The sequence below is a fragment of the Acidobacteriota bacterium genome, assembly GCA_009861545.1.
Classification (GTDB): Bacteria; Acidobacteriota; Vicinamibacteria; order Vicinamibacterales; family UBA8438; genus WTFV01.
Genome location: VXME01000099.1, coordinates 22,731 through 48,598, shown reverse-complemented (window position 1 = coordinate 48,598; position 25,868 = coordinate 22,731). Strand labels below are relative to the sequence as shown.

At 69.8% G+C, this 25,868-nt stretch carries 15 protein-coding genes; 11 read left to right on the top strand and 4 right to left on the bottom strand.

Translation table 11 applies throughout. The annotated features are described in order from the left end of the window. The first annotated feature begins 278 nt into the window (after positions 1 to 278). The 5 genes from F4X11_16305 (at position 279) to F4X11_16285 (ending at position 6,658) form a co-directional block, all read left to right on the top strand. On the top strand, positions 279 to 2,780 hold the full coding sequence (locus F4X11_16305) for a DUF1592 domain-containing protein (protein ID MYN66567.1): 2,502 nt from the start codon (positions 279 to 281) through the stop codon (positions 2,778 to 2,780). Positions 2,781 to 2,825: 45 nt separating this feature from the next. Continuing rightward, positions 2,826 to 4,184 carry a DUF1552 domain-containing protein gene (locus tag F4X11_16300; protein ID MYN66566.1) on the top strand — a complete coding sequence of 453 codons (1,359 nt, stop codon included), beginning with the start codon at positions 2,826 to 2,828 and terminating at the stop codon, positions 4,182 to 4,184. Positions 4,185 to 4,193: 9 nt separating this feature from the next. Beyond that, on the top strand, positions 4,194 to 5,663 hold the full coding sequence (locus F4X11_16295) for a hypothetical protein (protein ID MYN66565.1): 1,470 nt from the start codon (positions 4,194 to 4,196) through the stop codon (positions 5,661 to 5,663). A gap of 221 nt (positions 5,664 to 5,884) precedes the next feature. Further along, positions 5,885 to 6,337, top strand: a complete 453-nt coding sequence (locus tag F4X11_16290; GenBank protein MYN66564.1) for a nucleotidyltransferase domain-containing protein — start codon at positions 5,885 to 5,887, stop codon at positions 6,335 to 6,337. 33 nt (positions 6,338 to 6,370) lie between these two features. Continuing rightward, positions 6,371 to 6,658, top strand: coding sequence for a DUF86 domain-containing protein (locus F4X11_16285; protein ID MYN66563.1), 288 nt, complete (start codon positions 6,371 to 6,373; stop codon positions 6,656 to 6,658). A gap of 142 nt (positions 6,659 to 6,800) precedes the next feature. On the opposite strand, the gene F4X11_16280 is transcribed toward F4X11_16285, so the two are convergent. Then, on the bottom strand, positions 6,801 to 8,447 hold the full coding sequence (locus F4X11_16280; protein MYN66562.1) for a hypothetical protein: 1,647 nt from the start codon (positions 8,445 to 8,447) through the stop codon (positions 6,801 to 6,803). Between F4X11_16280 and F4X11_16275 the strand changes: the two genes are divergently transcribed. The 4 genes from F4X11_16275 (at position 8,287) to F4X11_16260 (ending at position 15,904) form a co-directional block, all read left to right on the top strand. Then, on the top strand, positions 8,287 to 11,190 hold the full coding sequence (locus tag F4X11_16275) for a DUF1592 domain-containing protein (GenBank protein MYN66561.1): 2,904 nt from the start codon (positions 8,287 to 8,289) through the stop codon (positions 11,188 to 11,190). The two genes, F4X11_16280 and F4X11_16275, sit on opposite strands and share 161 nt — an antisense overlap. Continuing rightward, complete coding sequence (locus F4X11_16270; protein ID MYN66560.1) at positions 11,187 to 12,527, top strand: DUF1552 domain-containing protein; 1,341 nt, start codon at positions 11,187 to 11,189, stop codon at positions 12,525 to 12,527. The genes F4X11_16275 and F4X11_16270 overlap by 4 nt, the downstream gene beginning before the upstream one ends. A 346-nt stretch (positions 12,528 to 12,873) precedes the next feature. Then, the gene (locus tag F4X11_16265) at positions 12,874 to 13,443 is read left to right on the top strand and encodes a BON domain-containing protein (GenBank protein ID MYN66559.1); all 570 of its coding nucleotides are present in this window, start codon (positions 12,874 to 12,876) and stop codon (positions 13,441 to 13,443) included. Positions 13,444 to 13,552: 109 nt separating this feature from the next. Next, positions 13,553 to 15,904, top strand: coding sequence for an FtsX-like permease family protein (locus F4X11_16260; protein ID MYN66558.1), 2,352 nt, complete (start codon positions 13,553 to 13,555; stop codon positions 15,902 to 15,904). A gap of 49 nt (positions 15,905 to 15,953) precedes the next feature. On the opposite strand, the gene F4X11_16255 is transcribed toward F4X11_16260, so the two are convergent. Continuing rightward, positions 15,954 to 17,471, bottom strand: coding sequence for a hypothetical protein (locus F4X11_16255; protein MYN66557.1), 1,518 nt, complete (start codon positions 17,469 to 17,471; stop codon positions 15,954 to 15,956). Between the two features lie 132 nt (positions 17,472 to 17,603). Between F4X11_16255 and F4X11_16250 the strand changes: the two genes are divergently transcribed. Together F4X11_16250 and F4X11_16245 are read left to right on the top strand one after the other, a co-directional pair. Beyond that, positions 17,604 to 20,108: a DUF1592 domain-containing protein gene (locus F4X11_16250; protein MYN66556.1), complete on the top strand. Its 2,505-nt coding sequence runs from the start codon at positions 17,604 to 17,606 to the stop codon at positions 20,106 to 20,108. Positions 20,109 to 20,182: 74 nt separating this feature from the next. Then, the gene (locus F4X11_16245) at positions 20,183 to 21,529 is read left to right on the top strand and encodes a DUF1552 domain-containing protein (protein ID MYN66555.1); all 1,347 of its coding nucleotides are present in this window, start codon (positions 20,183 to 20,185) and stop codon (positions 21,527 to 21,529) included. 9 nt (positions 21,530 to 21,538) lie between these two features. On the opposite strand, the gene F4X11_16240 is transcribed toward F4X11_16245, so the two are convergent. Both F4X11_16240 and F4X11_16235 read right to left on the bottom strand, forming a co-directional pair. After that, positions 21,539 to 22,213 (bottom strand): hypothetical protein, encoded by a 675-nt coding sequence (locus tag F4X11_16240; GenBank protein MYN66554.1) that lies wholly within the window; start codon positions 22,211 to 22,213, stop codon positions 21,539 to 21,541. A 128-nt stretch (positions 22,214 to 22,341) separates the two neighbouring features. Further along, on the bottom strand, positions 22,342 to 25,311 hold the full coding sequence (locus F4X11_16235; GenBank protein MYN66553.1) for a TonB-dependent receptor: 2,970 nt from the start codon (positions 25,309 to 25,311) through the stop codon (positions 22,342 to 22,344). Positions 25,312 to 25,868 lie beyond the last annotated feature (557 nt).

Here is a 25,868-nt window from a genome sequence, read left to right as displayed (position 1 = left end):
CCCCCCCCCCCCCCCCGCCTATTTATATACCACCCCCCCCGCCCTCCGCAGCTTCCCTCTTGTCCGGTGGGCTCGCTGATGTGTATACGTCACAGGGGCCGGGTGGACGGCGCTCCCCTGCTTTCGCCCGGAATTCGCGGGCGGGCAGTCCGGTCGAGGCTTGAGAAACGTTGCGAAAACAGCCTATACTGCGCGGAATAGCGAACTCGCAGTCCGACGACCTTCCCGGAAGGCCGCTCGTCCGTTTACCGTCCGGCTCGGCGCGGGAGGAGGGCAGGATGTTCAGGCCGTTATGCGTCGTTCCGTTGGGGTGCATCGTCGTCCTGGCGGCGGCGTTCTCCCTGGGCGCCACGCCGCTCCAAGCCGCGGAGGCCGGGCCGGGTCCGGCGCAGGCCCCCACGGTTCAGGCGGTCTCCGCCGGCTCCGCATCGCCTGCGACCGATGCGCGAGCCTTCCTCGACCGCCACTGCGTCGCCTGCCACAACGACCGGCTGCGGACCGCCAACCTGCTGCTCGACGAGGCCGACGTAGCTCACATCGGCGCCGGCGCTGCGACCTGGGAGAAGGTGGTCGGCAAGCTGCGGAGCGGCGCGATGCCGCCGGCCGGCCGCCGGCGGCCCGAGCCGGCCGCGCTCGACTCGTTCGTAACCTGGCTCGAGACCGAGCTCGACAGCTACGCCGCCGCGCATCCGAATCCGGGCCGCGTCGCCGATCACCGCCTGAACCGCTACGAGTACGGCAACGCCGTCCGCGACCTGCTGGCGCTGGAGATCGACACCGACGAGCTGCTGCCGGCCGACGAGTCGGACCAGGGCTTCGACAACATCGCCGAGGTGCTGTCGATGTCGCCGACGCTGCTCGGCCGCTACATGTTCGCGGCGCGGCGCATCAGCCAGCTTGCGGTTGGCGATCCGACCATCGGGCCGGCGGTCGAGACGTTCAACCTGTCGCGCGGACTGCGGCAGGACGAGCGGATGAACGAGGGCCTGCCGTACGGCACGCGCGGCGGCACGCTCATTCGCCACTACTTCCCGCTGGACGGCGAGTACCTGGTGAAGATCCGGCTCGGCCGGAACTTCACGAACTCGCGCATCCGCGCCATCAGGACGCGCGAAGAGATCGACGTGCTGCTCGACGGGGCGCTCGTCACCCGGTTCGCGATCGGCGGCGAGTGCAACGACGCCGACTCCGACTCGCCGCTGTGCACGGGGTCCGGGATATACCGCACGTCCCCGTATCACCTGACGGCGGACGACACCCTGGAGGTGCGGTTCTCGGCGTCTGCGGGCATGCACGACCTGGGGGTGGCGTTCGTCCGCAAGAGCGTGCTGACCGAGGGCATGGCGCCGACGCTGCTGCCGCCGCGGCACACCAGCTCCACCTACGAAGCGCCGCGCATGGACGTCGACACCGTGCGGCTGGAGGGACCGTTCGACCCGACGGGGCCGGGCGACACACCCAGCCGTCAGCGCATCTTCGTCTGCCGTCCCGCGGGAGAGGCCGACGCGGAGCCGTGTGCGCGGGAGATTCTCGGCACGCTGGCGCGGCGCGCCTATCGCCGTCCGGTGACCGACGCCGACATCGATACGCTGTTGCAGTTCTACCGGTCCGGATACGGCGAGGGCGGATTCGAACGGGGCATTCAGGAGGGGCTGGCGCGGCTGCTGGTCTCGCCGCAGTTCCTGTTCCGCATCGAGCGCGACCCGGCGCAGCTTGCGGACGGCGGCGTATACGAGATCAGCGCCCTGGAGCTCGCCTCGCGGTTGTCCTTCTTCCTGTGGAGCAGCATCCCCGACGATGAGTTGCTCGCCATCGCCGCGGACGGCAAGCTCCGCGACCCCGGTGTGCTGGGCGCCCAGGTGCGCCGCATGCTGGCCGACCCGCGGGCGGCGGCCCTGGCCCGCAACTTCGGCGGCCAGTGGCTGTACATCCGCAACCTGCAGGCCGTCGATCCCGACGCCAGCGCCTATCCGGAGTTCGACGACAACCTGCGCGAGGCGTTCCAGCGCGAGACCGAGCTGTTCATCGAGAGCCAGATGCGCGACGACCGTCCGCTGACGGAGCTGTTGACGGCCGACTACTCGTATCTGAACGAGCGCCTGGCGCGGTTCTACGGTGTGCGCAACGTGTATGGGGCGCATTTCCGCCGCGTGCCGCTGCGCGATCCGAACCGGGCCGGGTTGCTGGGCCACGGCAGCGTGCTGACGGTCACGTCCTACGCAACGCGGACGTCGCCGGTGGTGCGCGGGAAGTACCTGCTCGACAACATCCTGGGTGCGCCGCCGCCGCCGCCGCCGCCCAACGTGCCGGCGCTCGAGGACGCCGCCGGCGACGGGCACGAGCCCGCGTCGATTCGCGAGCTCATGGCCACGCACCGCCGGAGCCCGGCCTGCGCCACCTGTCACCTGCGGATGGACCCGCTGGGGTTCGCGCTCGAGAACTTCGACGGCATCGGCCGGTGGCGGGACATGGACGGCCCGACACCGATAGACGCCTCGGGCGTGCTGCCCGACGGAACGGCGTTCGACGGCCCAGTCGAGTTCCGTGAGGCGCTGCTGGACCGGAGCGGGGAATTCGTGCGCACGTTCGCGGAAAAGCTCCTGACCTACGCCCTCGGCCGGCCCGTCCAGCACTACGACATCCCGGCGGTCCGCTCCATCCTGCGCGACGCGGCCGCGGAGGACCACCGCTGGTCGTCGCTGGTTCTCGGTATCGTGGAGAGTCCGCCGTTCCAGATGCGCAGGGTGCGCGAGGAGCCGGCGACCGTCGCACAACAATAGCCCGTAATGCAGACCTTGCTCTGACCCGGCAATGAGGAGTCCCTGATGGTAATCACGAAGAAGTCGCTGTCACGCCGAACGATGCTGCGGGGCCTCGGGGCCAGCATCGCGCTCCCGTTGCTCGACGGCATGGTGCCGGCGTTCGCCGCCATCCGGAACACCGCGGCGAGGCCGGTCAAGCGGCTCGGCGCCATCTACGTGCCGAACGGCATGAGCATGGCCCGCTGGCTGCCGCCCGCCGAAGGCCGCCTCGAGATGAGCCAGGTCCTCTCGCCGCTGACCCCTGTGAAGGACCAGTTGCTCGTGCTGAGCGGCATGGCCAACAAGGAGGCCAAGCAGCGGCTGGACGAGGGCGACGGCGACCATTCGCGGTGCCAGGCGGCCTATCTGACGGGCGCGCATGCGGTGAAAGCGTCCGGGACCAACAGCACCCTCGAAGTGGGCGTGTCGATGGATCAGCTCGCGGCGCGCGAGCTCCGCGAGGACACGCAGCTTGCCTCGCTGGAGCTGTCGCTGGAGGCCAACGAGCTGGTGGGGCAGTGCGAGGACGGCTATGGCTGCGCCTACAGCGCCACCATCGCCTGGCGCGACGCCAACACGCCGATGCCGATGCAGACGAACCCGCGCGCGGTGTTCGAGCATCTGTTCGGGGCCGTCGACAGCACGGAGCCGGCCGCGCGGGCGCGGGCGCTACGCCGGGACAAGAGCATCCTCGACTCGGTGAACGCCGAGATCTCCGACCTGCAGCGGCAGCTCGGCCGCGGCGACCGCTCGAAGCTCGCCGGCTATCTCGATTCCGTCCGCGACATCGAGCGGCGCATCCAGATCGCCGAGTCGCAGAGCGATCGCGCACTTCCGGAGGTGGAGCAGCCGGCCGGCATCCCCGGCGACTTCGAGGAGTACGCCGACCTGATGTTCGACCTGATGCTGGTCGCTTTCCAGGCCGACCTGACCCGCGTCTCCACCTTCCTGGTGGGTCGCGAGAAGAGCGTGCGCACCTACCCCGAGATCGGGGTCGCCGAGCCGCACCACCCCGTCTCGCACCACCGGTTCCGCGAGGAGCAACTGGTCAAGCTGGCCAAGATCAACACGTTCCACATGTCCATCTTCGGGCGCTTCCTGGAGAAGATGCGGGCGACGACCGACGGCGACGGAACGCTGCTCGATCAGTCGATGGTCGTCTACGGGGCCGGCATGGGCAACAGCAACGCGCACGACCCGCTCGACCTGCCGATGGTGGTCGCGGGCGGCGGAGCAGGCACGCTGAAGGGCAACCGCCACGTCCGCCTGCCGGAAGGCACGCCGCTGGCCAACATGCACCTGACGCTGCTGGAGAAGATGGGCATGCCGGCCGAGCGTTTGGGCGACAGCACCGGCGAGCTGCCGATCCTGTCGGGTGTGTAGGAGAACAAGATGCGCACAATCATCCGACTCATGAGCGTCCCGGCCGTCGTTCTGTTGTCATCCGCCATTGCCGTCGCAGCCCCGCCGGATCCGCGGGTGGCCGACGCGGCGAGGAGCCAGAGCGTGGAGGCGGTCCGTGCGTTGCTCGAGGCCGGGGCCGCGGTGGACGGCGTCCAGGCCGACGGCTTCACCGCGCTGCACTGGGCGGCGCAGTGGGATCGCACGGACCTCGCCGACCTGCTCATCGGCGCCGGCGCGGACGTGGATGCGGCCGACCGCTACGGAGTCACCCCGCTGGTGCTGGCCTGCACGAACGCCAGTCCCGGAATGGTCGAGCGGCTGCTGGAAGCCGGAGCGGATCCGCACGGTGGCCAGGCGACGGGCGAGACCGTGCTGATGACGTGCGCGCGCGGCGGCGTGCTGGATACCGTGACCTCGTTGCTCGACCGCGGCGCCGACGTGAACGCGGGCGAAGCCACGAACGGCCAGACGGCGCTGATGTGGGCCGCGTGGGAAGGGCACACGGACGTGATCCGTACGCTGCTTGCGCACGGGGCCGAGGTGGATGCGCGCACGACCACGGGATACACGGCGCTGGTGCTCGCGGCGCGGGAGGGCTATCGGGAGGTAACCGAACTGCTGCTGGAAGCGGGCGCGGACGTCAACGCCTCGGCGGTGGACGGCACCACCGCCCTGCTCGTCGCCACGGTTCGCCGGCATCTCGACTACGCGGAGTTTCTGCTGGACCAGGGGGCGAACCCGAACCTCGGGCCCGGTTTCTCGCCGCTGCACTGGGCCGCGGGGAAGTGGGACACGGAGCTGAACGACCTCTCCAACGGCGTCGCCGAGGGCAACCAGTGGAGCCCGTTCGGCGGGCTGCACGCGGCCGACCGGCTACGGATGGTCAGCGCGTTCCTCGAGCACGGCGCCGACCCGGACCGCCAGACGGCGCGGACCCCCGGGTTCCACATCCAGGTGAAGGGCCATCTGGGGAACATGCGCGGGGCGACCGCGTTCGCGATCGCGGCCAAGGCGAACGACCTGCCGGTGATGCGGGCGCTGCTCGACGCCGGCGCCGATCCGTTCATTCCCACCGTCGACGGGACGACGCCGCTGATGCACGCGGCCGGCATCGGCCACGAGCCGGGCATCACCCGGTCGACCGAAGTCGAGGCGCTCGACGCCATCCACCTGATCGTGGAGATGGGCGGTGACGTGAACGTGGCCAACGACCGGGGCGACACCGCGCTGCACGGCGCGGCGTGGCGGGAACGCGCGGACTCGATCGTGCAGTTCCTGATCGACCGCGGCGCCGACATCGACGCGAAGAACAACCGAGAGTGGACGCCGCTCGTAGTCGCCGAGGGCATCCACACCGGCGGCAATTTCGCGAAGTCCGACACGACGGCCGCGCTGCTGCGCTCGCTGGGCGCGGAGCGGAGCCCGCCGGACATCGTGCGGGAGCCGGACGCGCGCTAGGAGTCTGCGCCGTAGAACGGCGTAGACTCCTAGTCAGGCCCGGTTGGGCGGCAATCGGAGCCGCAGGCGACGATTGTCGGGCTAGGAGTCCGTCGTGAAACGCCGCGTGGCAGGGAATAATCTGGCCTCACACCGGTTTTCTGCCGGCAAGAACAAGACCTGAGCGGGGAGGCGATGGCCTCCCCGGCTCCGTATCGCGGCTCCCGGGTTAGACTGATCCGGTGGGTGCCAGGATTGGTCGGGCCGCCAGCGGCTCGGACGCGCTCGTCGACGGGCTCATCCACCTCAGCCTCGAAGCCCATCCCACCACGCAGGCGATTTATCGGTACGGCACCTGGGCGACCGCTGCCCACCGTCCGGACAGCGACCTGGATATCGCCGTGCTCCTGCCGTATGGCGAGGCAATGCGGGTTGATCGCTGGCAGTGGCATCTGCTCGCGGTGAGGCTCGCCGGCGCGGCAGGCACGGAGCATGTGGATCTCGTCAATCTGCGGCGCGCCGACACGACGCTTCAGGCGGAGATCCTGCGCACCGGTCGCTTGGTGTACTGCCAGGACGACGGTGTCCGGCTGGAGTTCGAAACACTTGTCCTGTCGATGTATCAGAGGCTGAACGACGAACGCGCCGGGATCCGCGCTGCGATCGTCGAGAGCGCACGGGCGCCGGCACCGTGAGCGATGTCCTGATCGGGAAGCAGCAGAGCCTCGATCGCTGTCTGCTGCGCGTGCGTCGTAAACCTGAGGAGGCTCGGCTGGCCTCGGACCAGCGGGGAGAGTTTCGATCTGCTCGCGCGGGCGGGAGTAATCCCGGTGCAGATGGCGGCGAACATGAAGGCGATGGTCGGCCTGCGCAACGTCGTCGTCCATCAGTATCAGGATTTGGACCTCGACATCATCAAGGCAGTGATTCGAGACCATCTGGACGACCTGTCCGACTTCGCAAGAGTCATGGTCGCCGGAATGCACGATGAGATCGATCCGGAGACATTCGAGTGAGTCGGCCGCCCACGCCTGGCTATTCGTGAGTCTGAACAAGCGCATCGACAACTTGACGGTGCGAATCGACGGGCTGTACGAGTTACAGACAGCAGATCGGAAGCCTTGATGCCCACACTCCAGGAGGATCGGGGCGGCGCTGCTACCGGGCGCCCTGCGAGGTCGGCCTCGGCGGGGCGCTCGGACCCATCAACTTGCGCAACAGCGCCGCTGTCTCGTCGTGCGCCCGGAAATAGGGGCCCGCGACGACGCCGTCGGCGATCGTGACCGGCATGCGCCCCAGATCGTCCTCGATATCCAGCCGGGCGCCGTGGTCGATCAGGTACATCGCGATGGAGTTCGCACCCCGGTAGGCGGCGCCGTGGAGCGCCGTCTCGTTCTTGTCGTTGGTCGTGTTGACGTCCTCGCCCCGCTCGACCAGCATGCGGACCGCTTCGAACGCCTTTTCCTCCGACGCGATGATCTGGCCTTCGATGTAGCCGATACCGGCCGCCACGAGCAGCGGCGTCGTGTTCTCGTCGTTCCCGATCGCCGGGTCGGCGCCATGATCGAGCAGGAGGCGGGTCATCGTGGTGTCCGAGGCCTTCACCGCGAGGAACAGCGGTGTCGCCCCGACGTGACTCATGTAGGTGTAGTCGTAGGTCCCGTTCTTCGGTGGATCGGCGCTCATCCGCGCGTTGACATCGGCGCCGCGGGCAAGCAGCAGCTCGGCCAGCGCAACGCTGTCCAGCGGGCCGGAGCGCACCGGGCAGGGGAGGGCGGTCCGCTCGCAGTTGCGCGTCCGCACCAGGCCGTGCAGCGCGGTTCCGCGCGGGCCGTCCGCGTTCAGGTCGGCACCCTCCGAAACCAACCAGGCCGCCAGGTCGTAGTGCGCGTTCTCGATGGCCGTGGCCAGGACGCTCGAGCCGAGGCGCGGCGGCACGTTTTCGTCGGCGTGCTCCTCACGGCGCCGCGCCGGGATGGCGTCCATGGCCGTCTCGTCGATGCTCGCGCCGCCCGCCAGCAGCGCCTGGACAGTATGCAGGTCGCCGCTACGCGCCGCGAACAACAGTGCCGTCAATCCTCGGGAGGAGCGCGCGGCCACGTCGGCTCCCGCCTCGACCAGCACCCCCGCGGCCTCGGCGTTGCCTTCCGCCGCCGCCCACATCAGCGCGGTCTGTCCGCGCCAGGCTTCGGCCCCGTTGACGCCGGCGCCACCAGCCAGCAGCAGGCGGAGCACCTCCGGGTTCCCGGTGCGTGCCGCGGTCATCAGCGGGGTCTCGCCCTCCGGGGCGGCGAGGTTCGGATCCGCGCCGGCGTCGAGCAGGAGCGCGACGGTCTCGGCGTTTCCGTTCGTGCCGGCCAGCGATAGCGGAGTGATGCCGTAACGGTTCGCCGCGTTGGCGTCGGCCCCGGCCCGCAGCAGCAGCTTGGCGATCCCGGACCGGTCCTGCCGCACCGCCCAGTGCAGGGCGGTCGTGCCGTCGGGCTCGGCCACGTCGACGTTTGCACCTGCTTCCACCAGCGCCCGGACGGCGGCGGAATCGCCGTTCCGTACCGCGTCGACGAGTCGCTCGGCGGCGGCTGCAACCGCGGGACCGGCTGACGAAAGCAGGAGAATCAACAACCCGTACAGGCAGGTGACGCGCATGTCGATGCCCTCCGATAAGAATGAGCGGACGGCGGTGGCGGAAACGATCAGCCGCAGTATAGCGCCGCCAACCCGTCGCAAGGCTCCGTGTTCGGGTCCACCGCCCCACGGGTCTGCACCGTGGAACTCGTTCCGTTGCGTTCTACGGCGCAGACCCATAGACTACGGGAACTCGCTTCCACAGCTTGATTCGGGTCGACGGCGTCGGGAGTCTCGCGGCGTCTTGCAGCAGGTGATGCACGGCAACTTGGCCGGGCCAAACGGATTGCGGCGACTGTTCCGGAGCGCCGGGAGTCTGCTCCGCAGGAGACTGCTCGGGCGCAAACACCCGGCCGGAGGGGCGGCTCTTCCGGAAGAACGGCGCTGCCCTCGGGCGATCTGCCCGGGCGTCCTGGGCGCCTGCTGTCTGGTGTTCCTTCTGGCGTCCGCGTCGAATTTCCATGCCGTCGGCGGCCCGCGGCAGGAGGCAGTCCTCGCGCAGCAGGAGGATGGGGCATCCGGCGGCGATGCCGCTCCGTCGCGCGAGCTCCTCGACCGCTACTGTGTGGCCTGCCACAACGAGCGGGTCGTGCAGGGCCGTGGCGGCGCGGCGTCGCCGCTCGCCGCGCAGCTCCGCGCGGTCGGGCTGACCCTCGACACGCTCGACTTGTCGAACGTCGGCCGCGACCCGGAGATCTGGGAAAGGGTCGTCCGCAAGCTCCGTGCGGGGGCCATGCCGCCCGCCGGCCGTCCGCGCCCGGACGCGGAGATGCGCCACGCGTTTCTCGCGCGCCTCGAGGCCGATCTCGATGCCGCCTGGGCGGCGCGGGCCGATCTGCCGCGGACTGCCGTCTTCCATCGGCTCAACCGCGCCGAGTACGCCAGCGTCATACGGGATCTGCTGGCCCTGGACGTCGACGTCGCGTCCCTGCTGCCGCCGGACGATGCGAGCTACGGGTTCGACAACATCGCCGATGCGCTGGGCGTATCGCCGCTGCTGCTCGAGCGCTACCTCGGCGCGGCCCGGCGCATCAGCCGGTTGGCCGTCGGCAGCGCAGCGATCAGTCCGGCCATTTCAACCTACCTCGTGCCGACGGTGCTGACCCAGAACGACCATCTCGACGGTCTGCCGCTCGGCACGCGGGGCGGCATCGCCGTGCGGCACCGGTTTCCGCTCGACGGCGAGTACGTCGTCCGCGTGCGCCTGCTGCGAACGGTCATAGACACGATTCGGGGATTGGGAGAGCCGCACCAACTCGAGGTCAGCCTGGACGGCGAGCGTGTGCGGCTCTTCACCATCGGCGGCGCCCAGCCGCGGGCGGACGCGTTCGAGGTGGATGACGACGCCGACGAGGAGGCGCGGGAGGCGGCGCGGCGAGCCGCGCGGGAAGCGGCGCTGGCGTACTCGATGAACGCGGATGCGGCACTGGAGGTGCGGCTGCCGGTCCAGGCCGGAACCCGCACGCTCGCCGTGGCGTTCCTCAGGAAGACCTCGGCGCAAGTGGCCACGATTCGCCAGCCGCTGCTGCGCAGCAACATCGATCCGGCCGACACGTCGGGCCCGCCGCACGTGCGGAGCGTGGCCATCGGCGGACCGTACGGCGCGACAGGACCGGGGGACACGCCGAGCCGGCGCCGGCTGTTCGTCTGCCGTCCGGATCATGCGGAAGAGGAAACGGCGTGCGCGCGGCGAATCATGGCGCAGGTCGCTCGTCGCGCCTATCGCCGGCCGGTGACCGCGGCGGACCTTCAGGTATTGCTCGGGTTCTACGCGGCAGGGCGCCGGGAAGGCACTTTCGAGGACGGCATCGGGCGGGCGCTGCAGCGCGTTCTCGTGAGCCCGGAGTTCCTGTTCCGCATCGAGCGCGACGCCCCGACAGACAGCGCCGGCACGGCGAGGCCGCTGCGCGACCTGGAGCTGGCGTCGCGCCTGTCGTTCTTCCTGTGGAGCAGCATTCCCGACGACGAGTTGCTCGACGTGGCCGAGGCCGGGCGGCTCGGCGATCCCGGCGTGCTCCACGGGCAGGTGCGCCGGATGCTGCGGGACCCGCGCTCGAAGGCGCTCGTGGACAACTTCGGGGGGCAATGGCTGTACCTGCGCAACCTGGCCGGCACGGCGCCGGATCCCATCCAGTTTCCGGATTTCGACGAGAACCTGCGGCAGGCGATGCAGCGGGAGACGGAGTTGTTCTTCGACCGGGTGATCCGCGAGGACCGCAGCGCGCTGGAGTTCCTGACGTCGCGCACGACGTTCCTCAACGAACGGCTGGCCCGGCACTATGGGATTCCGCGAGTCTACGGCAGCCACTTCCGCCCCGTGACGTTGACGGATCGGAACCGGTCGGGCGTGCTGGGACATGCCAGCCTGCTGACGGCGACCTCCTACGCGAACCGGACGTCACCGGTGACCCGCGGCAAGTGGATCCTGGAGAACATCATCGGCGCGCCTCCTCCGCCGCCACCACCGGATATCCCGGAACTCGAAGAGGAGACCGCCGACGGCCGGGTGCGGTCGATGCGGGAGCGGATGGAACAGCACCGCAAGAATCCGAGCTGCGCGGTCTGTCACGCGCAGATGGACCCGCTGGGGCTGGCGCTGGAGAACTTCGACGCGGTCGGCCGCTGGCGGGAACGAAGCGAGTCGGACGAACCGGTGGATGCCTCCGGGGTGCTGCCGGACGGCACCCGGTTCGACGGGCCCCAGGGGCTGCGGACCGTGCTGGAGAGCCGCGCGGAGGAGTTCGTAACGACGCTGGCCGAGAAGCTGCTGACCTACGCCGTCGGCCGGGGGGTGGAGCTGACGGATGCGCCCGTGGTACGGCGGATCGTCCGCGACGCCGCCGGCGACGCCTACCGCTTCTCGTCGCTGATTCGCGGCGTCGTCGACAGCAAGCCGTTTCGGATGCGGAGAGTACAGCCATGATCATCACGAAGAAGGCCTTGCCTCGCCGGACGGTGCTCCGGGGCATGGGAGCAGCGGTCGCTCTCCCGTTGCTCGACGCCATGGTGCCGGCGCTGACGGCCATGACCCGCACGCCCGCGCACCCCGCGCGCCGGCTCGCCTTCATCTACATCCCGAACGGCGCCTACCACGCGGCGTGGACTCCGAAGGGCACGGGCCGTGACTTCGAGTGGTCGCCCTCTCTCCAGCCGCTCGCGCCGTTCCGCGAGCAGGTCGTCGTGGTGACCGATCTGGCCCATCGCCAGCTCGAGTCGCTCGGCGACGGCGGGGGAGACCACTCCCGGGCGAGCGCAGGGTGGCTGAGCGGCGTGCACGCCAAGCGGACCGAGGGAGCCGACGTCGAGGTGGGCACCACCGCCGACCAGATCGCGGCGCGGGAGATCGGGACGGTGACGCCGCTCGCGTCGCTCGAGCTCGCCCTCGATGCCGCCGACATCGTCGGCCACTGCGACGCCGGCTACAGTTGCGCCTACATGAACACCATCTCGTGGCGCACGCCGACCACGCCCAACCCGATGGAGCGCAATCCGCGCGCGGTGTTCGAGCGCCTGTTCGGCGACGGCGACAGCACGGCCGACCGGCTGCGCGAGATGGAGATGGATCGCAGCCTGCTCGACTCGGTCACGCAGGAGATCGGCCGGCTGCACACGGATCTGGGCGCGCAGGACAAGCGGCGGGTGGACGAGTACCTCGAAGCCATTCGCGAGACCGAGCGGCGCATTCGCAAGACCGAGCAGTACAACCGTACGACGGAGTTTCCGGTCCCGGACCGGCCCATTGGCGTGCCGGAGGACTTCGAGACGCACGCCGGACTGATGATCGACCTGCAGGTGCTGGCCTACCAGGCCGATCTCACGCGCGTGACCACCTTCGCCTTCGGCCGCGAGGCCAGCTACCGGACCTTTCCGGCCATCGGCATCAACGATCCGCACCACGCCCTGTCGCACCACCAGAACGACGAGGGGAAGCTCGCCAGGCTGGGCAAGGTCAACGCGCACCACGTCGCGACCTTCGCGTCGTACCTGGAGAAGCTGCAGGCGACGCCGGACGGCGACGGCACGCTGCTCGACCACACGCTGCTCCTCTACGGGAGCGGCATGAGCGACGGCAACCTGCACAACCACTCGCCGCTGCCGATCGTGCTGGCCGGCGGTGCGGCCGGCAGGTTCAAGGGCGGTCGACACCTGCGCGCCAAGCCCGAGACACCCATGACGAACCTGCTGCTGAGCATGCTCGACATGGCCGGGGTACGGCCCGAGCGCCTCGGCGACAGCACGGGGCGGCTGACCGGCCTCTGATCGCGAATCGATCCTGGCCGGGCCGGCGTGCTGGATTCCCGCCCGACGGGCGGCGTCGACCGACTTGGCGGAGGTGCTCCGAAGCGGCGAGTGAATCCCGCGGCGCGCCGCCACTCCTCGCTTTCCTAGCGCGTCAGTCTCGCAGAGGCGGGGCAGCGCGCCTTCCAGCCTGTCCTCTTTCGGGGACGATTCGTGCCGCTCGCGGAACCAGATCGCGCACACCCCGCCGGGGAACAGCGCTTGCTTCCGGCCGCGATTCACTTGGCACGTGTCTTGCTCTCAAGTGCGGTAGCGCGCGCGGCCATCGAGTCCGGTGAGACACGCACGCGCGGAGAGGATACTCACGATGCACACTCTGTCGAATACACACCGAATCGCTCTGCCGCTGATGGCGCTCGCCATCGCGGCCCTGTCGGTGTCGCCGGCGGCCGCCGACGGGCCGAAGTACGATCTGTTCCAGCGAGTGCAGGAACAGGTGCTCCGGTACTCGTTCTTCACGGTGTTCGACAACATCGACGTGGAAATCGCCGGCGAGGGACACGTCGTGCTCAGCGGCCACGTCACCGCGGGGCACAAGGCGAAGAGCATTGAGGAGCGCGTCGAAGCGCTCGACGGGGTGACCACGGTGGGCAACGAGATCACCGTGCTTCCGGTGTCGGGGTTCGATGACCGGTTGCGATACGTCGTCGCCCGCGCGATCTACGGGAATCCCAACTTCTGGAGCTACGCCACGAGCGCGAATCCGTCGATTCACATCGTGGTGAATCGGGGGCACGTGACGCTCACCGGCGTCGTCGACAACGAGATGGACCGGCAACTGGCCAGGGCGCTCGCCGGGCAGTTCAACGCCTTCTCGGTCACCAACGAGCTACGGCTGCCGGAGGAGGTGACGGCAGAGCTCGAGGCGCTCGGATAGACCGAGGGGTTCGTACGAAGACGTGCTCGCGGCGGTCGCGCCTCGCGTGGCGACCGCCGATCACTCCGTGCGAGCCGACCACGTCGACGACATAAGATCCGCAATCGGGATGGATGCCATTCATCAGCTCCGGCGGTCACTGCGGTCCTTCGGCCGGCAACCCGGGCTGACCGCGATCATCGTGGGGACGCTGGCGCTCGGCGTCGGGCTCAACGCCGCGGTCTTCGCCGTGGCCTACACGGTGTTGTGGCGCCCCCTGCCGTACCCCGAGCCCGACCGTCTCGTCACGATCGAGCTGACCCACGGCGGCGAGCGGAGCGGCGGCGTACGAGCCGATTGGTATCGTGACTGGTCGGATCGACTCCGCGGCGCGGATCTGGCCGGGGTCCAGCAGCGCGAGCGCAGCGTCCGCGGGAACGGCCCGGCCCGGATCACGGCGACGGCATGGGTGAGCGAGAACTTCTTCGACGTGCTGGGGGTCGGGGCGGTCCGGGGTCCTGCGCCCCGCCTGGCGCCGGGGGATGGCCGCGCGGTGGTCAGCAGCAGGATGGCCCGACAGATCGCCGGCGAGAGCGACGTAGTCGGGCAGACGCTCGCGGTCGGAGACGAGCTGTTGGAGATCGTGGCGGTGATGCCGGACGCGTTGGGGTTGCCTTCCGGCGCCGTCGACGTGTGGACCGCTCCGCCACCGGGACGGGACCCATCCGACGGGCGGTTCGAACTCGTCGCTCGGCTTCGATCGGGCACGACGCAGGTCCAGCTCACGCAGGAAGCAAGCCGCATCAGCCGGGAATTGCGCGGCGACGACTGGAGCGCGGTGACGAACCGTCTCGATGACGTGCTGACGGGTGATCGCCGACCGGCGCTGCTGGCGGCGCAGGCTGCGGCGGGGCTGGTTCTGATCGTCGCCTGCTTTAGCGTCATCACGATGCTGATTGGCCGTTCGGTCGCCCGCCGGCGGGAGTTCGCGCTGCGACAGGCGCTCGGCGCCGGGACGATGCAGCTCGTGAGGATGGCCGTGGTCGAGGGCCTGATCCTGGCCGCGGCGGGCCTGACTATAGGTCTGGCCCTGGCCGCGGCGGGGATCGAGCTGTTCAAGGCGCGCGCGACGACCGTGCTTCCCCGCCTGCCGGAGATCGGTCTCGACCTGCCGATCCTGGTGGCTGCCTCGATCGTGGCGTTGCTCGCCGCGCTGGCCTGCGGCGGCGCATCGGCGGTGGGGGCGCTCGGCAGCCGGGGCAGCGAGCTGATCGCCGGCGCCGGCCGGGCCGTGTCTCCCGCGACCCGGCATCTGCGGGCGAGCCTGGTGGCGGGGCAGATCGCGCTGGCTGTCGTTCTCCTGGCCGGCGCAGGACTGTTCACCCGCAGCGTCGGTGCGCTGCTGGCCGAGGATGGCGGGTACGATACCGGCCGGGTCGTCACCGCCCGGTTGCTGTTGGACGACACCCCGTTCCCGGACGACCGCGCGCTGGTGGACTTCGTGAATCGGTTGCTGGGCGAGGTGCGGACGCTGCCCACGGTGACCGCGGCGGGAGTCGGCAGCATGCTGCCCCCGGCTGACGCTCCGATCTCGATCAATCTCTGGATGCGCGGCGACACGCGCGACGATCGGATGGTCCTCTCCTGGGGCGCCGTCACGTCCGGGTTCTTCGAAGCGCTCGGCACGTCGCTCGAGAGTGGACGCCGCTTCCGGGTCGAGGACGAACGGGCGGTGGTCCCGAACGCGATCCTGAGCGACTCGGCCGCGCGGTTCATCTTCCGGGACGACAGCGTGCTCGGCCAATCGATGGGGTGGGCCGTGGAACGGATGGGACTGACCCGCGACACCACCGTGCTCGGGGTGGTGGGCGACATGAAGTATCGCGGGCTCGCCGCCGATCGGGACGCCTCGATCTACGTGCCCTGGTCGCAACGCCCGATGGGGATGTCCTACCTCGTGGTTCGCAGCAGCGGCGATCCCGCGGCCCTCGTCCCGACCCTCCGGCGGCTCATCGCCCGGCTCGACCCGACGCTGCCGCTCCCGGAGGTGCGCACGCTGGAAGATCACGTCGCCGACTCGATCGCGGGCCGCCGCCTGCAGCTCGTGCCCACCGTGACGGTGGCTGCGCTGGCGCTGGCCGTGTCGATGGTCGGGCTGTTCGGGGCCCTCGGGCGCGCCGTGACCGAGCGCCGGCACGAACTGTCCATTCGCGCCGCCGTCGGCGCCTCTCCGGGGCGACTCGTCCGCCTGGTCGCGGCCGGGAGTCTCGCCATTGCAACCGCGGGCCTCCTTGCCGGTCTGGGGGCGGCCGCAGCGGCCGGTCGCGGGCTCGCCAGTCTGCTCTACGGCGTGAGCCCCTACGACCCGCTGACCTTTTTCGGCGTCGCCCTCCTGGTGATGGGAGGCGCACTCTGCGCCACGCTGGTGCCGGCTCGACGGGTTGCGCGCCTGGATCCGGTCATCGCCCTGAAGGGCGACTGATGGCGCCGGATCCGAACGGCTGCCGGCGGGCGATGACCGCGGGATCCCGCTATTCGGTGCCGCCGAGGGAGCGGAGCAGGTTCGCCGTGGGCGTCCGTCCCTGGCTGGCCGCCCAGGCGGCGTAGATCTCTCGATAGCGCCCGAGGGCGGCCCCGCCGATGGCCGATCCGTCGGGTGCCTCGGGCGGCGCGAGCGCAACCGCCAGCGGTGTCTGTCCCATCCGGTTGCGCGCATTCACCTGCGCGCCGCGCTCGGCGAGGAGCCGAATGACGCTGTCGAACTTGCTGTCCGCCGCTACGTGCAGGGCGGTGTCGCCCGACTGACTCGCGGCGTTCGCGTCCACACCGAGATCGAGGGCCGACCGGACCGTTTCCAGGATCTGCCATTCCGCGATCCGGAGTCGACGAAGGCCCGTGTTCTTCCCGGCCGCCGCGACCATTGCCGCCGTTCGGCCATCCTGCAGCGGCAGCGACATGTCGGCGCCGCCGGCCGCGAGCAGATGCATGATCCCGGTATCGGACCGCCGGGCCGCCAGCACGAACGGCGTCGCGCCGACCAGGAACTTGTCGAAAGCGAACGCACCCCGGTCGTGCTTGAGGAACGAGCCCTGCGTGAGCCGCACATCCGGATCGGCGCCGTGGGCCAGGAGGGTCTCCACCAGCGCACGGTCGCCGCGCAACGCGGCCCAGTGCAGGGCGGCCTGCCCCGCGCCGGCGGCGTCGGGGTCCGCTCCCCTCTTCAGCAGCACCGCGGCGACCTCGTTGAAGCCGTGCTGGGCCGCGACGACCAGCGGGGTGGTGCCGATTGCGGCCGTGTCGTCGACTGGCGCGCCGGCGGCCAGCAGGAGATCGGCCGAAGCCGCGGCCCCGTGCCGCGCGGCGAACAGCAGCGGCGTGAAGCCGCCCTGCTCGATCCAGATGGTTCCCTCGGTCTTGCCGAGACTCTTCTGGCAGCACAACAGGACATGCCGGCGTGACGACTTCGTCCGGGCGTGCGGATCCGCTCCGACTTCCAGCAGGACCCGCACGACCTGCGGATGCCGCCGCGCAACGGCCCACATGAGCGCGGTTTGTCCCTGTGCGCCCTCCGTCGCGTTCATGTCGGCGCCGTGAGCGAGCAACGCCCGAACCGCGGCGACGTTGCCCTGGCGGGCGGCGATCATGAGGGGGGTGCCGCCGGTGTCCGGCGCGATGTCCGGTTCGGCGCGCGCCTCGAGCAGTTTCGAGACCATTGCCGCGCTGCCGCCCGTCGTCGCGACCCAGAGCGGGGTGACGCCCAGATCGTTCGCCGCGTCCACGGCCGCGCCGGCCCGGATCAACAAGTCCGCCGCTTGGAGGTCGTTCAGGTGGGCGGCCCAGTGGAGGGCGGTCGCGCCGTCGCCCTGCCGCGCATCCACGTCGGCGCCCCTGTCGAGGAGCGCGCGCACCGCGGTCGCATTGCCGTTCTTGACCGCTTGAATCAGCTCGACATCGGCGGCGCTCGCGCCGTTGGCGGCGCTTGCCGCGAGTGTCGCGATGGTCAGCAGGCGGATCGACAGTCTGCAAAGCCGTCTCGTCGAGATGCGCATGTTCGTGCCCTCCCTGTACCGCGACTCGACGCGTACGCGACCGGAAAACCCGCTGGTTTGCCGAGTCTACCACGCGGGCCGAGCGCTGCCCGTACTCGAAAACACTGAGCTTTCCGCGGCCGCGATGCTATCATGCGACTTGATCGGCTGCAGGGAGGCAAGGACATGTCGCGCTGGCGCTCCGTCGGCGGGCTCGTCGCGGCGGCGTGGTTCGTTCTACTGGCGCCGCCGGCAGCCGGCCAGACGGCCGCTTCACGCCCGCAGGCTTCGCCGGCGGAACCTTCACCGCTGCGTCCCGTACTGAACCGCTACTGCGTCGGTTGCCACAATGACCGGCTCCTGACGGCGGACCTTTCCCTGGAGGCGATGGATGCCGTCCACGTCGCCGGGGGCGCGGAGGTGTGGGAGAAGGTCATCCGCAAGCTGCGGAGCGGCGCGATGCCGCCGCCGGGCCGGCCGCGGCCCGACGCGGCGGTCGTCGAGGACGTGCTCGCGTGGCTGGAAACGGAGCTGGACGGCGGCGCCGCGCTCGATCCCGACCCGGGCCGGACGGACAGCGTCCACCGGCTCAATCGCGCCGAGTACCGGAACGCGATTCGCGACCTGCTGGCGCTGGACGTCGACGTGACGTCGCTGCTGCCGGCCGACAGCGCGGACGAGCACGGCTTCGACAACATCGCGAGCATGCTGTCGGTCTCGCCGACGCTGCTGGACCGGTACCTGTCGGCCGCGCGGCGGCTGAGCCGGCTGGCGGTCGGACTGCCTCCGGCCGCACCCACCACCGACGAGTACCGGGTCCGGCTCGATCAGGACGAGTACCTGGGCGAGGACCTGCCGTTCGGGTCGCGGGGAGGCGCCGCGATTCGCCATCGCTTTCCGGTCGATGGCGAGTACGTCATCGACGTCCGCTTGTACCGCCAGTTGTTCGACGTGGTCGTCGGACTCGGGTCGCCGCACGAGGTCGAGATCCGGGTGGACGGCGAACGGATTCTCTCGTCGGTGGTCGGCGGCGAAGAGACCGGCGGCGCCCCGCCGGCCGGATTCGTAGGCGACATCTTCGGAAGTCCGGCTTGGGAACGGTACGCGCGCAACGCCGACGCCGGCCTCGAAGTGCGGTTCCCGGCGCAGGCCGGCTGGCGTCTGCTGACCGTTTCGTTCCTCGGGCGCCCGACCGAGGTCGAGGACGGCGTTCCGCACCCGCCGAGATACCCCGAGCGCGACGAGTCGCTCGAGAGCAACCCGTGGGTGCACACCGTCGCCATCCGCGGCCCGTACGGCGTGTCGGGCCCGGGCGATACCCCGAGCCGTCGCAAGATCTTCGTCTGCCGACCGGCGGAACCGCGCGAGGAGGAGCCCTGCGCGGAGCGGATTCTGACGACGCTCGCCGGCGAGGCGTATCGCCGGCCCGCGACCGCGCGCGAGGTGCGGACGCTCCTGCGGTTCTACGGGGAGGGCCGCAGCGACGGCACGTTCGATGACGGCGTGCAGTTCGCGCTGGAGCGGCTCCTGGCCGACCCGAAGTTCCTGTTCCGTATCGAGCGGGAGCCGGTCGACATCGCCCCGGGGACGGTCTATGCCGTCAGCGATCTGGATCTCGCAGCGCGTCTGTCGTTCTTCCTGTGGAGCAGCATTCCCGACGCTGAGCTGCTCGGCGCGGCGGCCCGCGGGGAACTGAGCGCTCCCGGCGAACTCGAGCGGCAGGTGCGGCGGATGCTGGCCGACGAGCGCTCGCAGGCCCTGGTGGACAACTTCGTCGGCCAGTGGCTGCTGTTGCGCAATCTGCCGAGCGCGGCGCCGGATCCGAACGCCTTTCCCGCGTTCGACGAGAACCTGCGCGAGGCGTTCGAGCGGGAGACGAGGTTGTTCGTCGAGAGCATGTTCCGGGAGGACCGGAGCGTGGTCGACCTCCTGCGGGCCAACTACACGTTCCTGAACGAGAGACTGGCGCGGCACTACGGCGTCCCGAACGTGTACGGCAGCCACTTCCGGCGCGTGACTTTCGGCGATGACGAGCCGCGCGGCGGGTTGCTCGGGCAGGGGAGCTTTCTGACGGTGACGTCGTATCCGAATCGCACGTCTCCGGTGCTGCGGGGCCGCTGGGTACTCGAGAGCCTGCTGGGCACGCCGCCGCCCTCGCCGCCGGCGGACGTGCCGGGTCTGCCGGACCGCGGCGAAGACGGACGGCCGGCGTCGGTGCGCGAGCGGCTGGAACGGCACCGCGAGAGCCCCGCCTGCTCCACGTGTCACGCGCCCATGGATCCGCTGGGCTTCGCGCTGGAGAACTTCGATGCGGTGGGCGGCTGGCGCGACGCCGAGGGCGGAGCGCCCGTGGACAGCTCGGCCGTGCTGCCGGACGGTACGCGGTTTCGGGGCCCGGCCGGACTCCGCGCGTTCCTGGTGGAGCAGCGCCGGCAGTTCGTCGAAGCGATGACCGAGAAGCTGCTGGCGTATTCCCTGGGCCGCCGGCTCGAGTACTATGATCGTCCGACGGTGCGGGGCATCGTGCGGGAAGCCGCGGCGAGCGACCATCGCCTGTCCGATATCATTCTGGGCATCGTCCGGAGCCCTGCGTTCCAGATGCGGCGCGCGGCCGGGGATCCCGTGCCGGCACGGTCGGCGGCGGCCGCCAACCCCTGAGGAGTGCCGGCCGCCATGCGGACCCTTGTGCAACCGGCGCGGAGAACGGTTCAACCGAAGCGGAGAGCCCGACCATGATGATCACGAAGACGGCGTTGCCGCGGCGTACTTTCTTGCGCGGTGCAGGCGCTGCGGTGGCGCTGCCGCTGCTGGATGCGATGGCGCCCGCGCTCACCGCGTTCGCGAAGACGCCGGCGGCCCCGGTCCGGCGCCTCGGCGTGGTCTACGTGCCCAACGGGATGATCATGCCGGCCTGGACCCCGCCCGCCGAGGGCCCGCTCGAGCTGTCGCCGGTGCTTCAGCCGCTCGCGCCCTTCAAGGACCGCATGCTCGTCTTCTCGGGGCTGGACGGCGTGCAGAACCGCGGCGGGACCCATACGACCGCGGCGACGAGATTCCTGACCGGCGTGGTCGGGAAGCGGACCGCCCAGGGGATCGAGGCGGGCACGTCGATCGATCAGATCGCGGCCCGGCAGTTCGGGCGACACACGCAGTTGGCCTCGCTCGAGCTCGCGCTCGATCGCCTCGATCTCGTCGGCACGTGCGACAACACCACGTGCGCCTTCATCAACTCGCTCTCGTGGACCAGTCCGACGACGCAGGCGCCGGCCGAGGACAACCCCCGCGTGGTCTTCGAGCGGCTGTTCGGCGACAGCGGGACGACCGACCCGGCCGAGCGCAAGGTGCGCCTGCGGCGCAGCCGCAGCATTCTCGACTCGCTGCTGGACTCGCTCTCGGACCTGGAGCGGGAGCTCGGCTCGGGCGACCGGTCCCGGCTCGACGAGTACCTGACCGCCGTGCGCGACGTGGAGCGCCGCATCCAGAACGCCGAGGCGCAGAGCGCGATGGATTTGCCGCTGGTGGAGCAGCCCGGCGGCATCCCCGCGGACTACGAAGACTACTGTGCGCTGATGTGCGATCTGCAGGTGCTGGCCTACCAGTGCGATCTGACGCGGGTCGTGACGTTCATGCTCGGTCGCGAGTACAGCGGGCGGACGTACCCGCAAATCGGCATCGCCGAGGCCCATCATCCGCTGTCGCATCACCAGGACGATCCCGAGAAGAAAGCGCTGCTCGCCAAGCTGAACACGTACCACGCCGCGCTGTTCGGTTCCTACCTGGAGAAGCTGCACCGGACGCCGGACGGCGATGGATCGCTGCTGGACCACACGCTGCTGCTGTACGGGGCCGGCATGGCGGACGGCAACTCCCATGACTCGCAGAATCTGCCGCTGATGCTGATTGGTTCGCGGGAGCACTTCCGCTTCCAGGGCGGGCGCCACCTGCGGTACGAGCACGGGCCGGCGGCATCGCTGCTGGTCACCGTGCTGGACAAGCTCGGCGTGCCCGTCGAGCGGATTGCCAACAGCAGCGGCCCGCTCGACCTCGATGCGCCTCCGAGGCCGCTGGCCGGGATCTGACCGGGGGCGCTACCTCGCCTCCACGTTCAGCAGCCGAAACGCCGGGGTGCCGAACGTCTCCCTGAACGTCTCGACCGCGAGCCGGCCGTCCGGATCCAGGTGAAGCCGGGCGGCCACCACCAGCACGCCGTCGCCTCTGCCGTTGTGGCCGAGCCGGAGCTCGATCATGCCGAAGGGGTATTCGCGGCTCCGGGCCCGACCCACCGACTCGTCGAAACCGAGGTGCCGCACGGTGAACACCCGCACCACGCGCCCGCTCTCCGTCGGCGTGGAGCGCGCCAAGGCGATGTCGTAGCCCAGGCTGTTGATGACGATCCGCCCTTTTTGCGACCGCAGGAACGCGTCCTCGAGCCGGCGCGGACCGCCGCCGGCCAGGATCTCCAGGAACTCGATGAACTCCTCGTCGCTCGTGTACTCGTCGACCTGAATGCTGAAGAAGTTGCTGCCCGCGTTGCCGAACGTGCCCGTGTTGGCGATGCGTCCTTCGAAGCGCTCGGGTCCGGCAGGCCGGCTCTGGGCGAGGACCGAAGCGGTGCAGGAGATCAGTGCGCCGGCGAGCAGCATACCGATGACCGGGGAGTGCCGCCATCCGGGGGGAATGCACCGCTGCTCGATTGCGGCGGGGCTGCTGCCCAGGGCTCCCGGCGGGACCCCGCGGTCGCGTTGGGAGTCTCGACGGCTCAAGACTCCTACGGCGCAAGCCCCTGGCTTCGTTCCACGCATCCCGACCTCCCCCGGCCCGAAGACGACGGGCCGCGCCCCGATCGGAACGCGGCCCGTCGGCCAGTCGGCCAGACCTGGATCCTGGAATCCTAGAAATCGTAGGTCGCGCTGATCCGCGCGATCCGCGGCGGGATGTTCTCGAGCACGTTGCCGAACGACGGGCCCGAGACCTGCTGAACGCGCAGGATGTCGTTGGCGTTGAGCAGGTTGAACACCTCGACCGCCATCTGGAACCGGCCCGGCCCCATGTCCAGGAACTTCGACAGGCGGACGTTCCAGACGTGCTGGGCGGTGAGCTTCGACGCGCCGTACGGCTCCACCCGGATCGTCTGCGTGCCCTGGTTGCGGAAGTGGAACAGCCCGTCGGGGTCGTTCCGCAGGAACCGCGCGGTCCGCTGCAGCGGGAAGCCGCTCAGGGCCTGATAGAAGACGCCGAGCTGGATGTCGCCCGGGAACATGTAGCTGCCGTGCGCCTTGAGGCCCCACTCCCAGGACTCGTCGAGCCCGTTGAGGGCAACCTGCGGGGGGACGAAGTCGGTCAGGGCGGCGTTCGGGAGCCAGCGGTGGTTCTGCGTGCCGATGAACGACACGAGGCCCTGCCAACCGTCCCGCAACCGTCTCTCCAGGGTGAACTCGTAGCTGTGGTAGAAGTCCGGCTCCGGGTAGTTGATCCGCTGGTTCCCGACGAACTCGGCGCCCCGGTACTCGTCGCCGTAGTCGGCGAAGTGGATCATGTTGCCCGTGTCGTCGGCGGTGTCCAGCACCCCGTCAGGTCCGGGATCCCGGCGGCTCACCGGAATGGTATAGGCGCTGAGGGGGCGGAGAATGTTCGGACCGCCCTGCGTCCCCGAGGCCGTCGATCCCCGCGTGTCGAACAGGCCCGCCTCGCGCTTGTAGACGTACACGGCACGAGCTGCCACCGAGGGCATCAGCTCGTGCTGGACGCCGACCGACATTTCCTGCGTGTTCGACTGGTAGAGTTCGCGGCCGAATCGCGGGTCGTTCGGGAGGATGGAGTTGGCCGCCCCGGTGATGCTGACGAAGTCGGGGCCGTTCAGGCTGAGGTCCACTTCTCCCGGCGTGTAGGTGTTGTCGGGGATCGCGTCGTTCCAGACGTACGTCGCCGAGGCGATCGCGTTGAGGTTGTACGTCGAGGCGAAGCTGTCGCCGAGCGACTGCTGGAAGTAGTTGTACGCGCCCCGGATCACGGTCCTGCCGTCCCCGCGCAGGTCATAGGCGAGCCCTATGCGCGGCGCCAGGCCCTTCCAGTCCACCACGTCGAGTCTGTCGACGTTTCCCTGGAAAAAGATCCCGAAGTCGTCGGGACCCTTGAATTGCTCCGGTACGTAGGAGAGGTAGTGGTCGTACCGCAAGCCGATGTTGGCGGTCAGCCGCCTGGTCACACGCCATTCGTCCGTGACGTACGCCGAGTTCACGTCCACCCGGTTGGTGGGATCCAGAGGATAGTTGAACAACCTGACCCGGTACGGATTGCCCGCCATCCCCGTATCGAACAGGGTCGCTCCCTCGTACTCCAGGATGAAGTTGCCGCCCGCGTGACTGGCCTGCCCCGTGCCGTGCGTCTCCCGATAGATCTGGACGCCGCTCTTGATCGCGTGGGCCCCTCCCGGATAGTAGGTGACGCTTCCCAGGTACTGCCACCGGTTGCGGGGGCGCCTGTCGGCGCGGGCCGCCGAGCCCGTATACAGGCGGGAGACGCGATCGAAGCGGGTGGGGGTGTCGACGCCGGCCCGCGGCTGGTAGTCGGCGAGGTAGTAGTGACGGCCCAGTGTGAGGGTGTACACGAGCCGGCTGCTGGGCGTTCCGTTGAGCTCGATCTTGCCGGTCTGCGGGTTGAATAGGTAGTCGTTCGTGGTCTCGAGCGGCCGGAACTGGGTGCCGAACCGCTCGGGCATGACCTTGCCGCTGCGGTGATAGAACGCGTCCATCCGGTAGCCCTGCGAGAGCTGGAACGTGGTTTTGATGGTCTGGCTGTTGAGCTCCCGCCGGCCGTCGCCGCGCCCGTCCTCGGTTGTGTCGTCCGGCGTCAGGTAGATGCCGTCGGGCCCGCCGTCGAGCGCGAAGTTGACCTCGTTCTGCGCCTTTCGCTGGCGCTTGTAGTCGCCGTAGAACCAGATCCGGTTCCTCCAGATGGGCCCGCCCAGCGACCCCGAGATGTCGCTGTAGTCCTTGAACGAGCTGCCCTGGGTGACGCCCCGTTCCATCAGCGCCGCATCCAGGTTGTCCGACTGCATCCGCCGGTTCTGGTACGCGCCGAAGTAGCGTCCGTGGAACTCGTTGGTGCCGGACTTGATGATGGCGGCGAAGTTCATGCCCGCCGTCGCGACCTCCGCGGTGTTGCCGACGGCGGTGATGGTGACCTCGTCCAGCGACGCGTAGTCGTAGTAGGAGCCCATCGAGGACGTGTACTGCCTGGTGTTGATCCCGTCGAGGGTCGGCGTGATCTGGCCGCGCTGGCCGTAGGCGCGCGCGGACTGGTAGTTGGCCATCGTGCTGCCGCCGACGTCGATCCGGCCGACGCGCATGCCGGGCGCCATGGCCATCAGCTCGAACTGGCTGCCCGAGTTGGGGACCGACTCGATCACTTCCCGCGTCAGGGTCTGCACAGTGGCCGCACTCGTCACGTCGACGACGGGGCTCTGGCCGCTGACCGTAATGGTCTCCTGGACGGTCGAGAGCTCCAGTTCGACGTTGATCCGCGCCGTGAACCGATCCGTGAGCCGGATCCCTTCGCGGATGACCGTGGAAAAGCCGGGCAGCGCGAACGTGACCGTGTACATCCCGATGCCCAGATCGGTGAACCGATAGGCGCCCTCGCCATCGGTTATCCGAGTGACCTGCGGCACGGTCAACTGCGGGCTCTCGAGCGTTGCCGTCACGCCCGGCAGCACGCCGCCGGTCGCGTCCGTCACGATCCCTTCGATGCCGGACGCGTTGACCACCTGCGCGTTCGTCTCCGATGCGCCGACGAGAGCCAGCGTCAGCCCGAGACAGATCGTCAGACCTCTCGGATCCGCCCGGAACTTGCGATGCAGCATCTGAACACCTCCAAACCGTGCTGTGTGGCGTACTGCGCGTCGTGCGGCCGATAGTGGCGCCGGTATTCGTCTACCGGATGGCGGCCGGAAAGCAGACCACGAGATTGCGGGTTCGGGACGTCTGTGCCGATGCGAAGCAACGGGAGCGGGAAAGCACGCGACGACGGGAGAACGGAAAAGCCCGCAGCGCCGGGAGAGGATCGAGGTACAGGACGACGGGGAGTACAGAGCGGGTTGCCGGGAAACCGCCCCCTGCGCCGGCAACGGACGGCGCGGGCGCTGCGGAGCGTCGTGATCGGGTACGGAGGTGGCGCAACCTCGGCGGCTTCCCGCCGGGACGGCGTCCGGGTCGGCCGGCTTCCCGGTGCGAGCCGGCCAGCGGCCCGGGTGGCAAGCCGCGAGACCTGAATCCCCACAGGCACCCCGTCGCCGCTCCAGGACTCGGATGCTCGCGCGCCTTCAGCCCTGTCTCCTGGCGACGCCCGCCCACGTCATCCTACGCCTGCCCCGCGGGAAACGCAATGGGTATCGGCGCAGACGCGGCGACCAGCCCGCAC

Excerpts from the sequence above, each read along its gene's own strand:
- F4X11_16305 (MYN66567.1), top strand. The coding sequence starts at position 279 with ATGTTCAGGCCGTTATGCGTCGTTCCGTTGGGGTGCATCGTCGTCCTG.
- F4X11_16300 (MYN66566.1), top strand. The coding sequence starts at position 2,826 with ATGGTAATCACGAAGAAGTCGCTGTCACGCCGAACGATGCTGCGGGGC.
- F4X11_16295 (MYN66565.1), top strand. The coding sequence starts at position 4,194 with ATGCGCACAATCATCCGACTCATGAGCGTCCCGGCCGTCGTTCTGTTG.
- F4X11_16275 (MYN66561.1), top strand. The coding sequence starts at position 8,287 with ATGTCGATGCCCTCCGATAAGAATGAGCGGACGGCGGTGGCGGAAACG.
- F4X11_16280 (MYN66562.1), bottom strand. The coding sequence starts at position 8,447 with ATGGGTCTGCGCCGTAGAACGCAACGGAACGAGTTCCACGGTGCAGAC.
- F4X11_16270 (MYN66560.1), top strand. The coding sequence starts at position 11,187 with ATGATCATCACGAAGAAGGCCTTGCCTCGCCGGACGGTGCTCCGGGGC.
- F4X11_16265 (MYN66559.1), top strand. The coding sequence starts at position 12,874 with ATGCACACTCTGTCGAATACACACCGAATCGCTCTGCCGCTGATGGCG.
- F4X11_16260 (MYN66558.1), top strand. The coding sequence starts at position 13,553 with ATGGATGCCATTCATCAGCTCCGGCGGTCACTGCGGTCCTTCGGCCGG.
- F4X11_16255 (MYN66557.1), bottom strand. The coding sequence starts at position 17,471 with ATGCGCATCTCGACGAGACGGCTTTGCAGACTGTCGATCCGCCTGCTG.
- F4X11_16250 (MYN66556.1), top strand. The coding sequence starts at position 17,604 with ATGCGACTTGATCGGCTGCAGGGAGGCAAGGACATGTCGCGCTGGCGC.
- F4X11_16245 (MYN66555.1), top strand. The coding sequence starts at position 20,183 with ATGATGATCACGAAGACGGCGTTGCCGCGGCGTACTTTCTTGCGCGGT.
- F4X11_16235 (MYN66553.1), bottom strand. The coding sequence starts at position 25,311 with ATGCTGCATCGCAAGTTCCGGGCGGATCCGAGAGGTCTGACGATCTGT.